Here is a 17,883-nt window from a genome sequence, read left to right as displayed (position 1 = left end):
ATTTGGTCGGATGCGGGGGTGGGGTGCGCGGCGGCGCGGGCCGGGGGAGTGCGGAAGGTGCGCTTCCGGGGCCTTGTCTCGCAGGGCGTGTCGGATCGGCGACGCACCGTAATCAAACGGGCATCCGGAAGGCGAGATCGGGGCACCGAGCGTTTCCGGCCGCGGGCCGGCCGACGGGCCGTTGCGGGGCGCCGCCTCCCGGCCCGACGATCCGGTCGTCCCCGCGTGCCGCCGGCCGCGCCGGCCGTCCGGCACACCTACGAGTCCCGCAGGAGGTCCCGTGAACGACCGGATGAGTCTCGCCCCGGACGCGGCGCGGCAACTCGCCACCACCACCAAGACCGCCCCCCAGATGCGCGGCATCACCCCGCGCTACCTGCTGCGCGCCCTGCCCTGGGTGGACGTCGAGGCGGGCGTCTTCCGCGTCAACCGCCGCCGCACCTATGTCCTCGGCGACGACCGGCTCAGCACCTACCAGGACGGCGACACCCACCGCGTCATCCCCGGCGACCTGCGCGAACTCCCCTATCTGCGCCAGGCGGACGAGGAGCTGCTGGCCGAACTCGCCGGTTCCTTCGAGGTGTTGTCCTTCGACGCGGGAGAAGTCCTCGCGGACGACGGCGACCTGACGGGGCGTCTGGTCGTGCTGGCGCAGGGCCGGGCCGAGAAGCGGGCGCGCGGCCGCTACGGCGAGGAGGCGCTGCTGGAGGTGGTCGGCGACGGCCAGTTCTTCGACCTCGACGCCTGGACGCGCGGCGAGCCCGTACCGTACCGGGTCACCGCGCTCACCCCCGGTACGGCGCTCTGCCTGGACCGCGGCCACCTCGCCCGGCTGGCCGACCGCGACCCGGCCCTGCGCACCGCGCTGGACGCCTACCTCGCCGCCGACGGGGTGCTGCCGGGCAGCGAGGTGCCGGTCGACCTCAGCTCCGGGCACACCGGGGAACCCGACCTGCCGGCGACCTTCGTCGACTACGAGGACGCGCCCCGCGAGTACCACATGACGCTGGCCCAGACCGTGCTGCGGGTCCACACCCGGGTCTCCGACCTCTACAACGGCCCGATCGACCAGACCCGCGCGCAGGCCAACCTCACCGCGCACGCGCTGCGCGAACGGCAGGAGGCGTCGCTGCTCAACCACCCCGAGTACGGCCTCTTCCGCAACGTCGCGCCCGGCCAGCGGGTCCAGGCCCGGCACGGCGCCCCCACCCCCGACGACCTCGACGAACTGCTCACCCGGGTCTGGAAGCAGCCCGGCTACTTCCTCGCGCACCCCCGGGCGATCGCCGCGTTCGGCCGGGAGTGCACCCGCCGGGGCGTGCCCCCGGTCATCGACACCCGCTTCGGCAGCCCGCTGCTGACCTGGCGAGGGGTGCCGCTGCTGCCCTCCGACAAGGTGCGGTTCTCCGGCGGGGCGGGCACCGGCACCACCGAGATCCTGCTGATGCGGGTCGGTGAGGCCGAGCAGGGCGTGGTCGGGCTGCGCCCGGCGAGCGTCCCGGACGAGATCGAACCGGGCCTGGCCATGCGGAACATGGGCGTCGACACCAGGGGCATCACCTCGTACCTGATGACCGCGTACTTCAACGCCGCGGTGCTGGTCGAGGACGCCGTCGCGGTCCTCCAGAACGTCGAGGTGTCCCGCTACCATGACTACGCCTGATTCCCTGGCGGCCGCCGCGGCGAAGGCGCCCGGCGCAACGGACCCGACGGCCCGTCAGTTCGCTGGCGAACGGCCGGCGTTCGCGCCGGAGCTGCTCGCCCCGCCGCCCGCGTTCGCGCCGGAGGCGGCGCGCCGGGACGTACCGGCGCTGCACCGGAGCGTCAACGGCCAACCGCTGGTCTGGCTCGACAACGGCGCCACCACCCACAAGCCCCGGCAGGTCATCGAGGCGGTGGCCGGCTTCTACGGGGCGGGCAACTCCAACATCCACCGCGGCGCCCACACCATGGCCCGCGAGGCCACCGAGGCGTACGAGGCGGGCCGGGCCGCGGTCGCCCGCTTCCTGGGCGCGGCCTCCCCCGACGAGATCGTCTTCGTCCGGGGCACCACCGAGGCGGTCAACCTCGTCGCGCAGAGCTGGGGCCGGGCCAACCTCGGGCCCGGCGACGACATCCTCGTCCCGGTGCTGGAGCACCACTCCAACATCGTCCCCTGGCAGCTGGTGGCCAAGGAGACCCGGGCCCGGGTCGTGCCGGTCCCGCTGCGGCCGGACGGGCAGATCGACCTGGATGCCTACGCCGACCGGCTCTCCGTGCGCACCCGGCTGGTGGCGCTCAGCCAGGCGTCGAACGTCCTCGGCACCGTCCCGCCGGTCGCCGAGATGACCGCGCTGGCCCACCGCTACCGCGCCCGGGTCCTGGTCGACGGGGCGCAGGCGGTGGCCCACTTCCCGGTCGACGTCCGCGCCCTGGACGCCGACTTCTACGTCTTCTCCGGCCACAAGCTGTTCGCCCCCACCGGTATCGGCGCGCTCTACGCCAAACCGGAGCTCCTGGCGGCGATGGCGCCCTGGCAGGGCGGCGGCAACATGATCGAGTCGGTCTCCTTCGACCGCACCGACTACGCCCCGGTCCCGCACCGCCTGGAGGCCGGTACCGGGCACATCGCCGGGGTGGTCGGCCTGCTCGCCGCGGTGACCTGGCTGACCGGCTTCGACCGGGAGGCGGTCGCCGCGTACGAGGCCGGGCTGCTGGAGCACGCCCGCCAGGCCCTGGCCGGGGTGCCGGGGCTGGACGTGATCGGCGACGCGCCGGAGCGGATCGCGGTCCTGGCCTTCACCCTCGCCGGCCACGACCCGGCCGCGGTCGCGGCCTGGCTGGACCGGGACGGGATCGCCGTGCGGGCCGGCCACCACTGCGCCCAGCCGGCCCTGGCGCACTACGGCCTCGACAGCGCGGTCCGCGCCTCGCTCGCCCTCTACAACACCCCGGAGGAGGTGGACCGGCTGGCCGCCTCGCTGCGGCGGATGCAGCGCTCCGGCTGAAAGCCCCCGGGGGCCGCCCCGCGGCCCCGCGGCCGCCACCGGACACCCGCGGTGTGTAGGGTGGGGGGCTGCGAAGGGGAGTAGCCCCGCGAACCGGTCGTCGACACACTGGAGCCACGGCTCCCGGTGGCCGGGCCCACGCAGTCACTGCGCGGGCGGGCGAGACCTTCGGCCCTTTGTCGACGATTTATCGTGCGTCGGCGGGGTCGAAGCCGTGCCGCCGCTCCCACGCCGGTCGCCTCGATGCCGCCGGAGCGGAAAGGCTGACGATCAGCGTGTTGCATTTCGTCCTGCTCATCGTGTGCGCGGTGGCGATCTACCTCTCCTGCGAGTGGTTCGTCAACGCCGTGGAATGGCTGGGTGAGCGGCTCAACGTGGGCCGGATGGCGGTGGGCACCATCCTGGCCGCGTTCGGCACCGCCCTCCCGGAGTCCGTGGTGACCCTGGTGGCGGTGACCACCGGCGCCACCCCCGAGGCCAAGGACATCGGCGTCGGCGCCGCGATGGGCGGCCCGCTGGCGCTGGCCACCGTGGCGTACGGCGTGACCGGGGCGATGCTGCTGCTCCAGCGGCGCCGGCGGCGCGCGGCGGTCCCGGCCGGGGCGCCCGCGGACCGGGCGCCGGGAGCCGCCGGTGAGGCCGGTGCGCCGCTCGGCTCGGAGCGGGACCTGCGGCGGCTGGCCAAGGACCAGAGCTGGTTCCTGCCGGTCTTCGTCGTCAAGGTCGCGCTCGGCCTGGTCGCCTTCGCCTTCAAGCCGGTGCTGGGCCTGGCCTTCTTCGCGGTGTACGCGGTCTACTTCTGGCGGGAGATCCGCGGCGACCACGAGGAGGACGACGAGGGCGTCGAGCTGGAGCCGCTGAAGTTCCAGCCCAAGGCGGCGTCCCCGGCGACCTGGGCGGTCGTCGCGCAGACCCTGGCCACCCTGGTGGTGATCTTCTTCGCCTCGCAGCTCTTCGTCCACCAGCTGGACGCCATCGGCCCGATGCTCGGCCTGTCCACCACGGTCACCGCGCTGCTGCTGTCCCCGGTCGCCACCGAACTGCCGGAGATCATGAACGCGGTGATCTGGGTGCGCCAGGGCAAGACCAAGCTGGCGCTGGCCAACATCTCCGGCGCCATGATGATCCAGGCCACCGTCCCCAGCGGCCTGGGACTGCTCTTCACCCGCTGGCACTTCGACACCGCCCTGGTGTGGTCCGGCATCGTCACCATGGTGGCGATCGGCTACCTGCTGGTGCTGATGCGGACCCGCGCCCTGACCGCCGGGCGGCTGGCCCTGGCCGCCGGGTTCTACGCGGTGTTCGGGCTGGGGCTGTTCGTGATCCTCGGCTGAGCCCGGGGCGGGGCGGGCCGCCGGACGGCGGGGTCAGGCGTGGTGGGCGAGCGCCGCGTGCGGGTCCGCCCCGCCGTCCTCCGGGGTGTGGTCGGTGTGCACGGTGGCCGCCGTCAGCCGGGGCACACCGTGGATCAGCGCGTGCTCGGCGGCCACCGCGATCCGGTGCGCGCGGGCCACGGTCAGCCGCGGGTCCAGGACGATGTCCGCCTCGGCCCGCAGGGTGTGCCCGATCCAGCGCATCCGCAGCTGCCCGACGCCCCGTACGCCCGGCACGCCGCGCAGCGCGGTCTCGGCGGCCGCCACCAGCTCCGGGTCCACCGAGTCCATCAGCCGCCGGAACACCTCCCGGGCCGCGTCCTTGAGGACCAGCAGGATCGCCCCGGTGATCAGCAGGCCGATGACCGGGTCGGCGGCCCGCACGCCCAGCGCCGACCCGCCCGCGCCCAGCAGCACCGCCAGCGAGGTGAAACCGTCGGTCCGGGCGTGCAGGCCGTCCGCGACCAGTGCCGCCGAGCCGATCCGGCGGCCGGTGCGGATACGGCGCCGCGCCACCCACTCGTTGCCCGCGAAGCCGGCCAGCGCCGCCGCGGCGACCGCCCACAGGTGCTGCACGTCGCGCGGGTGCAGCAGCCGGTCGGCGGCCGTCCACAGCGCGGGCACCGCGGACCCGGCGATGGTCAGCACGATGACCACCCCGGCGAGGTCCTCGGCCCGGCCGTAGCCGTAGGTGTAGCGGCGGGTGGCGGCCCGCCGGCCGAGGACGAAGGCGAGGGCCAGCGGGACGGCGGTCAGCGCGTCCGCGGCGTTGTGCAGGGTGTCGCCGAGCAGCGCCACCGAACCGGACAGCACCGCCACCGCGGCCTGCACCGCGGTGGTCGCGCCGAGCACCGCGAACGACAGCCACAGCGTGCGCAGCCCCTCCCGGGAGGTCGCCAGCGCCCGGTCGACCCGGTCCGCGGCGTCGTGGCCGTGCGGGGTGAGGGCGTGCCCGAGCCGGTGCCGCAGCCGGGCCGCACGCGACCGGTCGGCGGGGTGCGGGTGCCCGTGCCCGTCCCCGTGGACGGGGCCGGGGTGGTGGTCGTGATCGTGGTCGTGCGGGGGGCCGCCGGGGGAGGGGGCCTCGGGGTCCGGTACTTGCGCGGTCACGGGCATCGCACCTCCGCCGTCCGGGGCGCGACTTGTGCCGCACCCCCTCGTCCGCCCATTATGTGCGTATGAGCGCACGCATGCACCTCTCAGCTGCGCACGGTGCGCAGGAGCCGGACGACGGCGCGCGGCTGGCCGCCGCCGTGGAGATCCTCGGCCTGCTCGCCGACCGCACCCGGCTGGCCCTGCTGCGCCGCCTGGCGGCCGGCGAGGCCGACGTCACCACCCTGACCGGTGCCTGCGGCGCCTCCCGCACCTCCGTGAGCCAGCACCTCGCCCGGCTCCGGCTCGCCGGGCTCGTCACCACCCGCAAGGACGGCCGCCGGGCGGTCTACGCGCTGCGCCACGGGCATCTGCGGCGGCTGGTCGACGAGGCGCTGAACGCCGCCGACCACCGGATCCGCCACCTGCCGCCGCACGACTGACCGGCCGGCGGCCCGCCGCCCGCCCTATGCTGGGGCCGGCGCGCCGCGCGCGGAAGGGGAGGGCGGACACCGTGCGGATCGGAGAACTGTCGGAACGGACCGGCACCCCGCGCCGGCTGCTGCGCTACTACGAGGAGCAGGGCCTGATCGCCGCCGCCCGCACCCCGAACGGCTACCGCGACTACGACGAGCGCTTCGTGGACCGGGTCCTCCAGATCCGCGGCCTGCTCGACGCCGGTCTGCCGACCCGCATCATCAAGCAGATCCTGCCCTGCCTGGACCGGCCCCGGACGATCTACTTCCCGGACGCCACCCCGGAGATGCTGGCCACCCTGCGGCGCGAACGCGACCGGATGACCGACCGCATCTCCTGCCTGACCCGCAACCGCGACGCCATCGCCGCGTACCTCGACGCGGTCCTCGCCTACGACGGCGCGGAGCGCACCGGCGGGTAGGCGCCGCGCCCCGGACCGGCCGCGGACCGGACGGGAGAAAACCGCTGGCGGTCCGGGCGGCGGCTGCCCTAACGTCGGCCCGGGCCGCGGCACTTGTCCGCCGCGGCCGGCGCGCGCCGCCGCGCGCCTTTCGACCACGGCACGGGAGGTGGCACCGATGACCGCCACGGCGACGGGCACGGCCCGCATCCGCACGAGCACCGCACTCCTCGACCCCGCCTCCGCGGTCACCGGCTGACCTCTTCCCGGGACCGCGCCTTCCCGAAAGGCCCTCCCGTTGTCCGACTCGTGGTTCCCCGCGCCGTCCGACTCCGTTCCCTCCCCCGACTCCCCTCCCACCGCCCTCCCCGCACGTCCCGCCCTGCCCGCCGCGCATCCGCTGGCCGCCTACGGCTGGGACGAGGGGTTCGCGGAGCGCTTCGCCGCCCACGCCGGGCGGGGCTTCGTGCCCGGCCGGGTGGTCCGCGTCGACCGCGGCCGCCTGGACGCCGTCGTGGCGGACGGCCCCGGCGTGCGCACCGTGCTCGCCGACGCCGCGCCGGTGGCCACCGGCGACCCCACCCGGGTCCCGTGCACCGGCGACTGGGCCGTCCTCGACCTGGCGCACGGCCGGACCGGCGCCGCTCCGGACGGCGTGGTACGGGCGCTGCTGCCGCGCCGCACGGCGCTCCTCCGGTCGGCCTCCTCCAAGCGGTCCGAGGCGCAGATCCTCGCCGCCAACGTGGACCGCGCCGTGGTCGCGGTCTCCCTCGCGGAACCGTTCGACCCGGGCCGCGTCGAGCGGTTCGTGGCCCTGGCGTGGGAGAGCGGCGCGCAGCCGCTGGTGGCCCTCACCAAGGCCGACCTGGTGGCCGATCCGGCCGTGCGGGCCCACCTCGTCGCGGACGCGGCGGCCGCCGCCCCCGGCGTCCGGGTGCTGGCGGTCAGTGCGGCGACCGGCGGCGGCCTGGCCGCGCTGACCGCCGAACTGGCCGGCTCCACCTCCGTCCTCCTGGGGCGGTCCGGGGCCGGCAAGTCCACCCTGGCCAACGCGGTGGTCGGCGCGGACGTCCAGGACGTCCGGGCGGTCCGCGACCGCGACGGCAAGGGCCGGCACACCACCACCACCCGCGACCTGCTGGTTCTGCCCGGCGGCGGCGTACTGATCGACACGCCGGGCCTGCGCGGTGTCGGGATGTGGGACGCGGACACCGGGCTGGCCCGGACGTTCGCCGACGTCGCCGAGCTGGCCGCGCACTGCCGGTTCCCCGACTGCGCACACGGCACCGAACCGGACTGCGCCGTCCAACGTGCCGTGGCGGACGGCACGTTGGCGTACCGGCGGCTGGAGAGCTACCGCAAGCTCCGGCGCGAGAACCAGCGGATCGCGGCCCGGACCGACGTCCGGCAACGGGCCGAACTCCGCCGCGAGTGGAAGCGGAAGCAGGCGCTGGGCCGGCACCTGGCGGAACGCAAGCGCGGCCGCTAGACGGGACGCGGGGCCGGGCCCGGGGCGGTGGCCTCGGGCCCGTCCCCCGGCGGGGCGGGGCCTTTCCAGGGGACGGCGGTCCCGCACCGGCCCGTCAGCCGGCCACCACCGCCCCCGTCCAGGCGCCCACCACGAGCAGGCAGGCGAACAGCTCCACCAGGACGCTCAGCCCGATGGCCCGCAGCACCGTGCGGGTGGCGGCCCAGGCGTCGCCGTGGCTGCCGAGGCGGGCCCGCTCCAGGACGTAGAGGCCGCCGACCGCCCCCAGCGGGCAGCCGATCACCGGGATCAGGAAGAACCCCGCGATACCGGCCACGCCCGCCCACACCAGCGTGCGGTAGGGCGTGCCCGCGTCGCGCAGACTGCGGGCCGGGAGCAGCCACGTGAGCACCTCGCTGAGCAGCAGGACGGCGGTCGCCGCCATCAGCACCGTCCAGGCGAGGCCGGTCCGCTCCGTCGTCGCCCACCACAGCAGCCCCGCCCACACCACCAGCGGCCCCGGGATGCCGGGCACCAGCACCCCGAACACCCCGAGCAGCAGGACGACGCCGACGGCGATCAGCTGCCAGACGTTCATGCGGCGCCCCCCGAGCCGCCGGCGCCGGGCCGCGACCCGCGCGGCGTGCGCCCCGTGACGGCACGTCCGCTGCGCTCTCTTCGGGCCCGCATGGCCCAAGCCTGCCGGACGGGGCCCGGACGCGCTTCCTGGAATGCCCTTTTCGCGCCCTGTCCCGGCGCCGGGCCCCACGGAACAATGCCGCCCATGAAGCAGCAGGGGGCGGGCGGGGGCCGTGGCGGAGAGGCCGACTGGTGGTGGCGCGAGCTGTACGGGGAGGACGGCGGGGCAGCGGAAGGGGAGGGAGAGGGGGAGGGGGAGGGGGAAGACGGGCAGAGGGGGGCCGGGGAGTCCGGAGGGGCCGCCGGTGGCGCCCCGGCAGCGGCCGCCCCGCCCCCGGTCGACCCACCGTGGCCCGGTGGTGCCCCGCCCGGCGCCGCCCCGACCGCGGGCCCGCCGCCCGCGACCGCACCCCTCGTGAGCCCGCTCCCCGGCGCCGCCGCCGGAGCCGTCCCGGGCGGAGCCGACCCACCTCCGGCGGCCCCCGGGGGCGGGGTGTCCACCGGGTTCGAGCCGCGGCCGTGGGAGCCGAGCGGCTGGGAGCCGCGGCCCTGGGAGCCGCCGCGGCGGGCCCTGCCGGGCGAGCCGCCGGACGGGGACGCCCCCGCCGCGCCCCCCTGGCGCTGCACGCTCCCCGAGGCCGACCCCGAGGCGCTCGGTGACCTGGTGCCCGGCACCGCCCTGGAGAGCGCCCGGTTCGGACCGCTCGCCGTCCGGGCCGTCTCGCGGTGCGGCACCGGCGCGGGCGAACGGGGCGAGGGGCGCCGCGACGCGCTGCTGACCGCCCGGTTCGGCACCGGCCCGGACGCCCTGCTCCTGGTGGCCACCGCCACCGGAGCGCCCGCCGCCGGAGCGGCCGCCGGGCGCGTGGCCCGGGACGCCTGCGCCTGGATCGGCGGCGCCGTCGGCCGCGGCGCCACCCGGCTGGCCCACGACCTCCGCACCGGCCACCACGACGCGCTCCGGGCGGGCCTGCGGCGCCTGTCCGACCGCGGGTACGGCACCCTGCGCGGCCGCGCGGCGGAGCGGGACGACGCGCCCGGCGGGCCCCCGGCGGCGCTGCGCTGCCTGCTGCTGCCCGGCGACCCGGACTGCCGCGCCCGGGTGTTCTTCGGCGTCGGCGCGGGCGGGCTCCTCCGGCTGCGCGACGGCGCCTGGGAGGACCTGGAACCACCGGGCGGCCGGGAGGGCGCGGACCCGGACGGCGGCCCCGGCCCCGACCCGGACGGCGGGCCGCGCCCGGCGCCGTTCCGGTTCCGCACCGTCACCGGCCGCCCGGGCGACGTCCTGCTGCTGTGCGGTACCGCGCTGGCCGGGCCGCTGACCGGCGGCGCTCCCGGCCTCGCCGCCCGGCTGGCCGCCGCCTGGTCGGCCGGTCCGCCCGCCCCGGCGGACTTCCTGACCGCCGCTCAGCCGCCGGACCCCGCCGCCACCGGGGACCACACGGCCGCCGCGGTCTGGGAACCCCTCCCGGCCGGCCCCGCCGGCCGGGGCCGTTCGGACCGCCCGGAGGCGGAGTAGCGCCGGACGTGGATTGATGGAGGGGGCGGTGACCGGCCCGGCCGCGCCGCCCGTCGTCCGTCCCCGCCAAAGGAGGCTTCTGCCGTGGCCAAGCAGACCGTTGCCGAGCAGTTCATCGACATCCTGGTGCGGGCCGGCGTCCGGCGGCTCTACGGGGTGGTGGGGGACAGCCTCAACCCGGTGGTGGACGCCATCCGCCGCAACGCCGCCATCGACTGGATCCAGGTGCGGCACGAGGAGGCCGCCGCCTTCGCCGCCGGGGCGGAGGCCCAGCTCACCGGCGTGCTCGCGGCCTGCGCCGGGTCCTGCGGGCCGGGCAACCTCCACCTGATCAACGGCCTGTACGACGCGCACCGCTCGATGGCCCCGGTCCTGGCGCTGGCCTCGCACATCCCCTCCAGCGAGATCGGCACCACCTTCTTCCAGGAGACCCACCCCGACCGGCTGTTCGCCGAGTGCAGCCACTACAGCGAACTGATCTCCAGCACCCGGCAGATGCCGCGGGTGCTCCAGACCGCGATCCAGCACGCCGTCGGGCAGGGCGGCGTCGCGGTCGTCGCGCTGCCCGGCGACATCGCCGCCGAACCGGCCCCCGAACGCGCCCCCGAGCACGCCCTGGTCACCACCCGGCCCTGCGTCCGCCCCGGCGACGACGAGATCGACGCCCTCGCCCGGATGGTCGACCGGGCCGACCGGGTCACGCTGTTCTGCGGCAGCGGCACGGCGGGCGCGCACGCCGAGGTGATGCGGTTCGCCGAGCGGGTCAAGGCGCCGGTCGGCCACGCGCTGCGCGGCAAGGAGTGGATCCAGTACGACAACCCCTACGACGTCGGGATGAGCGGCCTGCTCGGCTACGGCGCGGCCTACGAGGCCACCCACGAGTGCGACCTGCTGATCCTGCTGGGCACCGACTTCCCGTACAACGCGTTCCTGCCGGACGACGTGCGGATCGTGCAGGTGGACGTCCGGCCCGAGCACCTGGGGCGGCGCACCGCCCTGGACCTCGCGGTCTGGGGCGACGTCCGGGAGACGCTGCGCTGCCTGCTGCCCAAGGTGCGCGAGAAGACCGACCGGAAGTTCCTCGACCGGATGCTGCGGAAGCACGCCGACGCGCTGGAGGGCGTGGTCCGCGCCTACACCCGCAAGGTCGAGCGGCACATCCCCCTGCACCCGGAGTACGTCGCCTCGGTGCTCGACGAAGAGGCCGCCGACGACGCGGTGTTCACCGTCGACACCGGGATGTGCAACGTCTGGGCGGCCCGCTACCTGACCCCCAACGGCCGCCGCCGGGTGATCGGTTCGTTCAGTCACGGCTCGATGGCCAACGCGCTGCCGCAGGCGATCGGCGCCCAGTTCACCTACCCGGGGCGGCAGGTCGTCTCGATGTCGGGGGACGGCGGATTCGCCATGCTGATGGGCGACTTCCTCACCCTGGTCCAGTACGACCTGCCGGTGAAGATCGTGCTGTTCAACAACTCCTCGCTGGGCATGGTGGAGCTGGAGATGATGGTCTCCGGCCTGCCGTCGTACGGCACCACCAACCGCAACCCCGACTTCGCGGCGATCGCCACCGCTGCCGGTGCCTACGGCGTGCGGGTGGAGAAGCCCCGGCAGCTGCGCGGCGCGCTGCGGGACGCGTTCCGGCACAAGGGCCCGGCGCTGGTGGACGTGGTCACCGACCCGCACGCGCTGTCCATCCCGCCGAAGATCAGCGCGGAGATGGTCTCCGGCTTCGCGCTGTCGGCCGGGAAGATGGTGCTGGACGGCGGGGTGGGACGGATGGTGCAGATGGCGCGGTCCAACCTGCGCAACATCCCGCGGAGGTGAGGCGGCCCGCGGACCGGCCCGCTCCGGGCAGTCGCGGAACGGCCGCCCGGCCCGCCCCGCTGCCCGCCGTCCCGGGGGAGCGCCGCAGACCGCCCCGGCCGCCGGGGTGAGCGGCGGCACGGCGGCCGGCGCCAAGCGGAAGCATGGGGGCGGGCCCGGTGGGAATGCTGACCGTGAGGCTGTTCGAGGCAGAGCGCTGGTGGTTCGTTGGGGGCGGGGGGAGCATGCGTCAGCCCGTGCGGTGCGAGGGACCGGACAGACGCCGGGAGGCGGACGGGGACGGCGGGGGCGGGGCGGTCGCGGTGCGGGCGCCCGGGATACTGGAACGGAAGGTGCGGCAGGCCGATCGCAAGGCGGTCGGTGAAGTGCGCCGGGAGCTGCGGGAGTTATTGGCCCGCTGGGCGCCGCCGGACGGCGGCGCACCGGCGGATCCCGAGGTCGCCGTGCTGCTGACCAGTGAACTGGTCACCAACGCCCTGCTGCACACCGAGGGCGGCGCGGTGGTGACGGCGCGGGTCACCGACCGGCTGCGGGTGGAGGTGCGGGACTTCGCCGCCCGCCGCCCCGAGCCGCGCGACGCCTCCGCCGCCGGGACGTCCGGGCGGGGGCTGATGCTGGTCCGGGCGCTGGCGGACGACTGGGGCATCCGGTCCGAGGGCACCGGGAAGTGCGTGTGGTTCGAGCTGGGGGGCGGACCGGCCTGACCCGGAGCCGGGCCCCCGGGGCGGCGGACGACCGCCGTCCGGGGCCGGCGCGGTCCGCCGCCGCTCAGCCGAACTGCCGCTCGATCTCGGCGAGTTTCTCCTCCAGCGAGTCCAGCCGGGGGAGGGTGCGGCCGTCGTCCTCCGCGGCCGGGTCCGCCGCGGCGCGCCGGGCGGCCGCGGGCGCGCCGGGCTCGGCGCCGGTCACCGCCTTCAGGGCCGGCCGGGGCCGCGCGGCCACGTCGCCCTGGAGCACCGGCGCCGGATCGGCCGGGCCGGCGGCGTCCGGGCCGGGGTGCGGTGCGGTGCCCGGGCCGGCGGGCGGGAGCGGTTCGGCGCCCACCGGGGCGCCGGCGGGGAGCGCGACCCGGCGGCCGCCGCCCCGGCCCCATGCGCGGTGCTGGCGGTTGAGGGCCTTGATGCGGGCCCGGTCGAGTTTGCCCTGCTCCCGCCGGCGGAGCCGGTTGCGGGCCTTCTCCCGCTTGTCCTCCCGTACCTCCTCGACCGCCTCGTCCAGCGTCCGTACGCCCTCCAGCAGCATCAGCGACCAGGCGGCGAAGGTCTCGCGGGGCGCCCGCAGCCAGCGCACGATCCGGATCTGCGGCAGCGGCCGCGGCACCAGGCCCTGTTCGCGCAGCGCCGCCCGGCGGGTCTGCTTCAGCGCCCGGTCGAAGAGGACCGCCGCCGACAGCGACATCCCGGCGAAGAACTGCGGGGCGCCCGCGTGGTCCAGTCCGCGCGGCGCGTGCACCCAGTTGAACCAGGCGGCGGCGCCCGCGAAGGTCCACACCAGCAGCCGGGAGCCGAGCGCCGCGTCGCCGTGGCTGGCCTCCCGGACGGCCAGGACGGAGCAGAACATCGCCGCGCCGTCGAGGCCGAACGGGACGAGGTACTCCCAGCCGCCGGACAGGCCGAGGTTCTGGACGCCGAAGCCGACCAGGCCGTGGAAGGACAGCGCCGCGGCGACCGCCGCGCAGCAGAACAGCAGCACGTAGGAGGCGGAGGCGAAGACGGCCTCCTTGCGGCGGCGCCGCTCCTCGCTGCGCTCCCAGGAGTCACCGGCGGCGGCGTTCCGCGCGGCGTTCCTCCGGCCGCGCAGCAGGGCGACGGCGGTGGCCATGACCCCGGCGATCACCAGCGCCGCCGGAATCAGCCAATTCAGCGATATATCGGTCATTCTCATTCCGGACCCCTTGCCTCGGGTTGCGGCGCTTTCGCCGCTGCGCGATTGCGCGCGCCATCCTGGCGGACCCGGCCCCGGCCGCAGGGGGTTTCGGGGCAAGTGAACGCCAAGGGGTGCCGCGGCGGGCGGGGGAACGGCTCCCGGCTCGAACCGCCGTGCGGAGAGTGGGAGTTGTGTACGAGGCGCGGCCGCCCCTGCGGGGCGGCGGCCGGGTCAGGAGGTTGCCGTGAGGCGGCTGATGCGCTCCGCGTCGCAGGTGCGCGGGCAGGTCACACAGGTGTCCTCGGGCCGCAGGGTGTAGTACATGCAGCAGCTGGCCCGGTCCCGGGTGGGCAGCGGGGTGCCGTCCGGCCCGGTCAGCTCGCGGAAGCCGGCCCCGCCCGCGAACGGCGCGGTCGCGCCCGGCAGCAGCCGGGCCAGTTCGGCCACCGCGCGCGGCTCCTCGCCCAGCAGGTGGCCGACGTACCACAGGCCCTCGGCGATCTCGTCGGACGCCATCCCCCACAGCGCCCGCGGCCCGCGCCGCACCCGGGGGCGGAAGCCCTCCAGGACGGGTCCGAGGTGCCGGGCCACCGCCGCGCGGACCTCGGAGCGCAGCGCCGCCTCGTCCGGCACCACCCGGGCGCCGGGCAGCGCCGCCGCCGGATCGTCCGGAAGGCATCCGAAGGAGGTCAGGCGTACCGCCATCCGGCCCAGGTCCCGGTGGAGGTGGACGTCCCCGGTGGAGAGGTACGGCACCCGGCGGTGCAGGAACCACGGGACGGTGATCAGCAGGCAGGCCGGCCAGGCGTAGCGGTGCAGCGCGAAGCTCGCGGCCACGTCCGGGCGGGCCGGCTGCCCGTGATCCTGCTCGATCCGGACCGCCTCGTCGGCCAGGAAGCCGTCCAGCGCCGGGCCGCCGGCGGCCAGTTCGGCCGCGGGCAGCCACCCGCCGCCGGGCGGCGCGGCGTCCACGAGCGTGACCCGCAGCCCGGGGAAGACCTCGGTGAGCCGGGCGTAGGCGTCGGCCGCGGGGTGCGCGGCGGGGCGGGCGACGGGCCCGGCGGCAACGGCAGAAGGCATGCGGGGGACCACCGAATCGCGAGCGTTGGCAGGTAAGGCTTACCTTATCCGAGATCTCTACCCGCGCTCGCCGAGGTGTGAACCGGCCGCGGGGGCGCTTATGGTGCTGGGGCCCGCCGTCCGGGTGCCGTCCCGCCCGCCCGGCGGGCGCGGAGCCGGCGGCCGGCCCCCGCGCACGCCGTCAGCAGGAGGAACCGACATGGAGCAGGGCACCGCCGGACCGCGGCCGGAGACCCGGCCGTGGCTGCCCGCCCAGGCCGGCCGCGCCCAGCCGCCCGGCGCCGGCGGCCCCGGCGCGCCCCGGCGGCCCCACCGGCACTCGGTCCGCGGCCAGGTGCTGGACGCGCTGCGGCGGGCGCTGACCGAGGGGCAGCTGCTCCCCGGCGAGGTCTACTCGGCGCCGGCCCTCGCCGAGCGGTACGGCGTCTCCGCGACCCCGGTCCGCGAGGCGATGCAGCAGCTCGCCGGGGAGGGCGCCGTCGAGGTGGTGCCCAACCGCGGCTTCCGGGTCAGCGAGCGCAGCCCCCGCGACCTCGCGGAGCTCGCCGAGGTCCGCACCATGCTGGAGGTGCCCGCGCTCGTCCGGCTGGCCCGGGCGGTCCCGCCGGAGCGCTGGGAGGAGCTGCGCCCGCTGGCCGACGAGGGGGTGGCCGCGGCGGCCCGCGGCGACCTGGCCGGGTACGCCGACGCCGACCACGCCTTCCACCGGGCGCTGATGGCGCTCACCGGGAACTGCCGGCTCACCCAGGTCGCCGGCGAGCTGCTGCGCCGCGCGCAGTGGTCGGCGGGCGGCGGGTCCCGGCCGCGCACCGCCGAGCTGCTGGCCGACGCCTCCGAGCACACCGCGCTGCTCGACGCGCTGATCGCCGGGGAGCACGCGGTCGCCGAACGGATCGCCCGCGAACACCTCTCGGCGGCCCGGCACCCCCACTAGCCGGCCGCCGCGGCCCGGGCCGGGTGGTCAGAGGGCCGGGAGCAGCGCGCCCAGCGGGAGGGCGGCGACGTCGGCGGCGGGGCGGGAGACGTACAGCTCGGCGTGGTAGAAGCCGTCGGCCTCCTTGCCGCCGACCGGCAGCCCGCGGGCCGCCAGCGCGTCGAGCGCGGCCCGCCGCTCGGCGTCGTCGGCGAACCGCCGCTGCCGGAACGTCCGGGTGGTCAGCCGCTCGGTCACCAGCCCGGCGCGCGCCAGCAGCGCGGAGACCGGCCGGTACGACACGGTGCGCAGCACGAACGCGGCGACCCAGGGCGGGGCCGCGACGCAGTCCACCAGGTGCCCGAAGGTGCGGGCGGTGATGTAGCCGACGCCGCCGGTGACGGTGATCAGTTCGGTGCCGGCCAGCTCCCGGCACAGCGCGGGGCTGGGCGCGGCCAGCTCCAGGTTCTCCGCGAAGCCGCGGTCGAGCAGGCCGGCCGCCTCGGCGTAGCCCACCGCGTGCCCGGCCGCGTCGATACCGGTGATCCGGGCCGGGTCGGCCAGGCGCCGGGCGGCGAAGTAGGCGCGGTCCTCCCGGGCCAGCTCCTCGCCCGCCGCGGGGCCCGCGCCGCCCTGCGCGTAGCGGTGGTAGAGGTCGTCGAGGGTCACCCGGTGGTTGAGCAGCGCCGCGTTGACCCCGTAGGAGCAGCAGAGGTCCACCACGCGCAGCGGCGGGCGGTCGCCGCGGCGCCGTCGCAGCGCGTCGGCCAGCGCGCGGAACACCGCTTGGCCGTGGTGCGGGATCTGGTAGTCGAGCGGGTGCAGCGTGCTGAAGTACCGGCGCGGATCAGGGCAGTTGTAGATCGACTCGAAATGCGCCTTGCCCCAGTCGGTTCCGGTATGCGCCACTCCTGCCACGGTGAGCCTCCTGAAGGCGTGCCAAAGGGAGCTGGACGCGGACCAGGATCCAGGCCGCGCCCGCCGCGTCGCAGTGCGACTTGTGGCCATTCTCGGGGCCGGTGGGGCGTGGCGCTACCGACCGGTCGGCGGTGCGGGCACCGGCGGGAGCCACCGCGGCCCGGCCGATCCGCGGCCGGCACCGCAAGGATCCGGCCAAACGGTGCGGGGGGCGGCATGGCCGAGGCAGGGGGGTTGACGGCCGGCGGCGCGGCGCCGGCCGGGCGTGGGACCGCCGGCGGGCTCTCCGCTACGACGCGGACGGTTCCGGCGGCGGTGGCGGGAGCTGGGCGGCGAGCCAGGTGGGGACCCCGCCCATCAGGCGGAACAGCCGGGCGGCCTCGGTGCGCAGCCGGACCGCCTCGTCCTCGGGGGCGGCGTCGGCCAGCGCGGCCAGCGCCGGAGCGGTGCCGACCAGGAAGCCCAGCTCCTCGCGGATCCGCAGGGACTCCGCGAAACCGTGCCGGGCCTCCGCCACCTCCCCGTCGCGCAGGGCGAGTCCGGCCAGGTGGCGCCAGGTGAAGGAGAGCAGTAACGCGTCCCCCTGGGCGGTGGCGCCGGCGTGCGCGCGGCGGTAGGCGGCGCGGGCGGCGTCCGGGCTGTCGGCGAGGTGCTCGGCCAGCAGCCCGCGCCGGAAGTCCAGCAGCGGGCGGCCGGGCGCGCCCGGGGCGAGCAGCGCGGCGGCCCGGCCCAGCGCCGAGCGCGCCTCGTCGGCCCGGTCGCGGACGCCCAGCACGGTGGCGGTGTAGGCGAGCTGGCCCCGTTCGCAGGCCGCGGCGCCGCGTTCGTCGTCGCCGCCGGCCAGTGCCTCGGCGGTGCGCAGCGCGTCCTCGGCCTCGGCCCAGCCGGCCGCGGTGAACATGCAGCGCTCCACCAGGAGCGCGGCCCGGCGCAGCGCGGCGGACGGCTGCCGGACGGCGTACGGCTCCAGCAGGGCGGCAGCGTCGAGCCAGCAGCCGCGGGAGCGCAGCCGCCACACCGCGCGGTCCAGGGGGTCCGCCGCCTCGGGACCCGTCACCGGTGGCGGTGCGGTGACCGGTCGCGGGACCGGTACCGCCCCCGCGGCGTTCATGGCATCCGCGGGATCCGCGGATCCTGGCATGGCGGTATCCGCCACAGTGCCCTCCCCGAGCGCGCCATTGAGACGGGAATGCAGGATGTGTGCGCGCATCTCAGCACGAATCCCGCCGCCGGGCCAAGGGGGCGGGTGAAAGATTTCACAATCGCTCGGGGCGGTCGCGGTGGCCGGTACGGGGCGGATCGGCGGCCCCCGCACGGCGGTGCG

The 17,883-nt window shown here is 76.7% G+C and carries 16 protein-coding genes; 10 read left to right on the top strand and 6 right to left on the bottom strand.

The window, feature by feature from the left end; all coding sequences use genetic code 11:
- Positions 1 to 280 precede the first annotated feature (280 nt).
- From MUU72_RS20790 to MUU72_RS20780, 3 genes are all read left to right on the top strand, one after another.
- Positions 281 to 1,663: a family 2B encapsulin nanocompartment shell protein gene (locus MUU72_RS20790; RefSeq protein WP_248014841.1), complete on the top strand. Its 1,383-nt coding sequence runs from the start codon at positions 281 to 283 to the stop codon at positions 1,661 to 1,663.
- The gene (locus MUU72_RS20785; protein ID WP_248014840.1) at positions 1,650 to 2,987 is read left to right on the top strand and encodes a cysteine desulfurase; all 1,338 of its coding nucleotides are present in this window, start codon (positions 1,650 to 1,652) and stop codon (positions 2,985 to 2,987) included. Before MUU72_RS20790 ends, MUU72_RS20785 begins: the two co-directional genes overlap by 14 nt.
- A 275-nt stretch (positions 2,988 to 3,262) precedes the next feature.
- On the top strand, positions 3,263 to 4,321 hold the full coding sequence (locus tag MUU72_RS20780; RefSeq protein ID WP_248014839.1) for a sodium:calcium antiporter: 1,059 nt from the start codon (positions 3,263 to 3,265) through the stop codon (positions 4,319 to 4,321).
- Positions 4,322 to 4,354: 33 nt separating this feature from the next.
- Here MUU72_RS20780 and MUU72_RS20775 read toward each other — a convergent pair whose 3' ends face one another.
- Entirely contained in the window at positions 4,355 to 5,476 is a 1,122-nt protein-coding gene (locus tag MUU72_RS20775; protein WP_372503232.1) for a cation diffusion facilitator family transporter, read from the bottom strand.
- 62 nt (positions 5,477 to 5,538) lie between these two features.
- Here MUU72_RS20775 and MUU72_RS20770 point away from each other — a divergent pair, with 62 nt between their 5' ends.
- From MUU72_RS20770 to rsgA, 3 genes are all read left to right on the top strand, one after another.
- Complete coding sequence (locus MUU72_RS20770; RefSeq protein WP_248014837.1) at positions 5,539 to 5,895, top strand: ArsR/SmtB family transcription factor; 357 nt, start codon at positions 5,539 to 5,541, stop codon at positions 5,893 to 5,895.
- A 71-nt stretch (positions 5,896 to 5,966) separates the two neighbouring features.
- Positions 5,967 to 6,350 carry a MerR family transcriptional regulator gene (locus MUU72_RS20765; RefSeq protein WP_248014836.1) on the top strand — a complete coding sequence of 128 codons (384 nt, stop codon included), beginning with the start codon at positions 5,967 to 5,969 and terminating at the stop codon, positions 6,348 to 6,350.
- A gap of 361 nt (positions 6,351 to 6,711) precedes the next feature.
- Complete coding sequence (rsgA, locus tag MUU72_RS20760) at positions 6,712 to 7,818, top strand: ribosome small subunit-dependent GTPase A (RefSeq protein WP_248014894.1); 1,107 nt, start codon at positions 6,712 to 6,714, stop codon at positions 7,816 to 7,818.
- Positions 7,819 to 7,912: 94 nt separating this feature from the next.
- Here rsgA and MUU72_RS20755 read toward each other — a convergent pair whose 3' ends face one another.
- Positions 7,913 to 8,395, bottom strand: a complete 483-nt coding sequence (locus MUU72_RS20755) for a DUF456 domain-containing protein (RefSeq protein ID WP_248014835.1) — start codon at positions 8,393 to 8,395, stop codon at positions 7,913 to 7,915.
- Between the two features lie 534 nt (positions 8,396 to 8,929).
- Here MUU72_RS20755 and MUU72_RS20750 point away from each other — a divergent pair.
- From MUU72_RS20750 to MUU72_RS20740, 3 genes are all read left to right on the top strand, one after another.
- Positions 8,930 to 9,955 (top strand): protein phosphatase 2C domain-containing protein, encoded by a 1,026-nt coding sequence (locus MUU72_RS20750; protein ID WP_248014834.1) that lies wholly within the window; start codon positions 8,930 to 8,932, stop codon positions 9,953 to 9,955.
- Positions 9,956 to 10,039: 84 nt separating this feature from the next.
- Positions 10,040 to 11,782 carry a pyruvate dehydrogenase gene (locus MUU72_RS20745; protein WP_248014833.1) on the top strand — a complete coding sequence of 581 codons (1,743 nt, stop codon included), beginning with the start codon at positions 10,040 to 10,042 and terminating at the stop codon, positions 11,780 to 11,782.
- Between the two features lie 332 nt (positions 11,783 to 12,114).
- Positions 12,115 to 12,486: an ATP-binding protein gene (locus tag MUU72_RS20740; protein ID WP_372503231.1), complete on the top strand. Its 372-nt coding sequence runs from the start codon at positions 12,115 to 12,117 to the stop codon at positions 12,484 to 12,486.
- A 64-nt stretch (positions 12,487 to 12,550) separates the two neighbouring features.
- On the opposite strand, the gene MUU72_RS20735 is transcribed toward MUU72_RS20740, so the two are convergent.
- The gene (locus tag MUU72_RS20735) at positions 12,551 to 13,666 is read right to left on the bottom strand and encodes a DUF2637 domain-containing protein (protein ID WP_248014831.1); all 1,116 of its coding nucleotides are present in this window, start codon (positions 13,664 to 13,666) and stop codon (positions 12,551 to 12,553) included.
- A gap of 213 nt (positions 13,667 to 13,879) precedes the next feature.
- Entirely contained in the window at positions 13,880 to 14,728 is an 849-nt protein-coding gene (locus MUU72_RS20730; RefSeq protein WP_248014830.1) for a (2Fe-2S)-binding protein, read from the bottom strand.
- A gap of 199 nt (positions 14,729 to 14,927) precedes the next feature.
- Here MUU72_RS20730 and MUU72_RS20725 point away from each other — a divergent pair, with 199 nt between their 5' ends.
- Positions 14,928 to 15,662, top strand: coding sequence for a GntR family transcriptional regulator (locus MUU72_RS20725; protein WP_248014829.1), 735 nt, complete (start codon positions 14,928 to 14,930; stop codon positions 15,660 to 15,662).
- A 27-nt stretch (positions 15,663 to 15,689) separates the two neighbouring features.
- Here MUU72_RS20725 and MUU72_RS20720 read toward each other — a convergent pair whose 3' ends face one another.
- Both MUU72_RS20720 and MUU72_RS20715 read right to left on the bottom strand, forming a co-directional pair.
- Positions 15,690 to 16,550 (bottom strand): hypothetical protein, encoded by an 861-nt coding sequence (locus tag MUU72_RS20720; protein ID WP_248014828.1) that lies wholly within the window; start codon positions 16,548 to 16,550, stop codon positions 15,690 to 15,692.
- 298 nt (positions 16,551 to 16,848) lie between these two features.
- Positions 16,849 to 17,700 (bottom strand): hypothetical protein, encoded by an 852-nt coding sequence (locus tag MUU72_RS20715; protein WP_248014827.1) that lies wholly within the window; start codon positions 17,698 to 17,700, stop codon positions 16,849 to 16,851.
- Positions 17,701 to 17,883: the final 183 nt, after the last annotated feature.

The organism is Streptomyces rhizoryzae (assembly GCF_023155275.1).
GTDB classification, from domain to species: Bacteria; Actinomycetota; Actinomycetes; order Streptomycetales; family Streptomycetaceae; genus Streptomyces; species Streptomyces rhizoryzae.
Note: the sequence above shows the minus strand (reverse complement) of the source record. Positions and strands in the feature narration are given on the sequence as shown.

Bases quoted from the DNA above. Each gene is read 5' to 3' on its own strand.
- MUU72_RS20785 (WP_248014840.1), top strand. From the start codon at position 1,650: ATGACTACGCCTGATTCCCTGGCGGCCGCCGCGGCGAAGGCGCCCGGC.
- MUU72_RS20775 (WP_372503232.1), bottom strand. From the start codon at position 5,476: ATGCCCGTGACCGCGCAAGTACCGGACCCCGAGGCCCCCTCCCCCGGC.
- MUU72_RS20770 (WP_248014837.1), top strand. From the start codon at position 5,539: ATGAGCGCACGCATGCACCTCTCAGCTGCGCACGGTGCGCAGGAGCCG.
- MUU72_RS20755 (WP_248014835.1), bottom strand. From the start codon at position 8,395: ATGAACGTCTGGCAGCTGATCGCCGTCGGCGTCGTCCTGCTGCTCGGG.
- MUU72_RS20735 (WP_248014831.1), bottom strand. From the start codon at position 13,666: ATGAGAATGACCGATATATCGCTGAATTGGCTGATTCCGGCGGCGCTG.
- MUU72_RS20730 (WP_248014830.1), bottom strand. From the start codon at position 14,728: ATGCCTTCTGCCGTTGCCGCCGGGCCCGTCGCCCGCCCCGCCGCGCAC.
- MUU72_RS20725 (WP_248014829.1), top strand. From the start codon at position 14,928: ATGGAGCAGGGCACCGCCGGACCGCGGCCGGAGACCCGGCCGTGGCTG.
- MUU72_RS20715 (WP_248014827.1), bottom strand. From the start codon at position 17,700: ATGCCAGGATCCGCGGATCCCGCGGATGCCATGAACGCCGCGGGGGCG.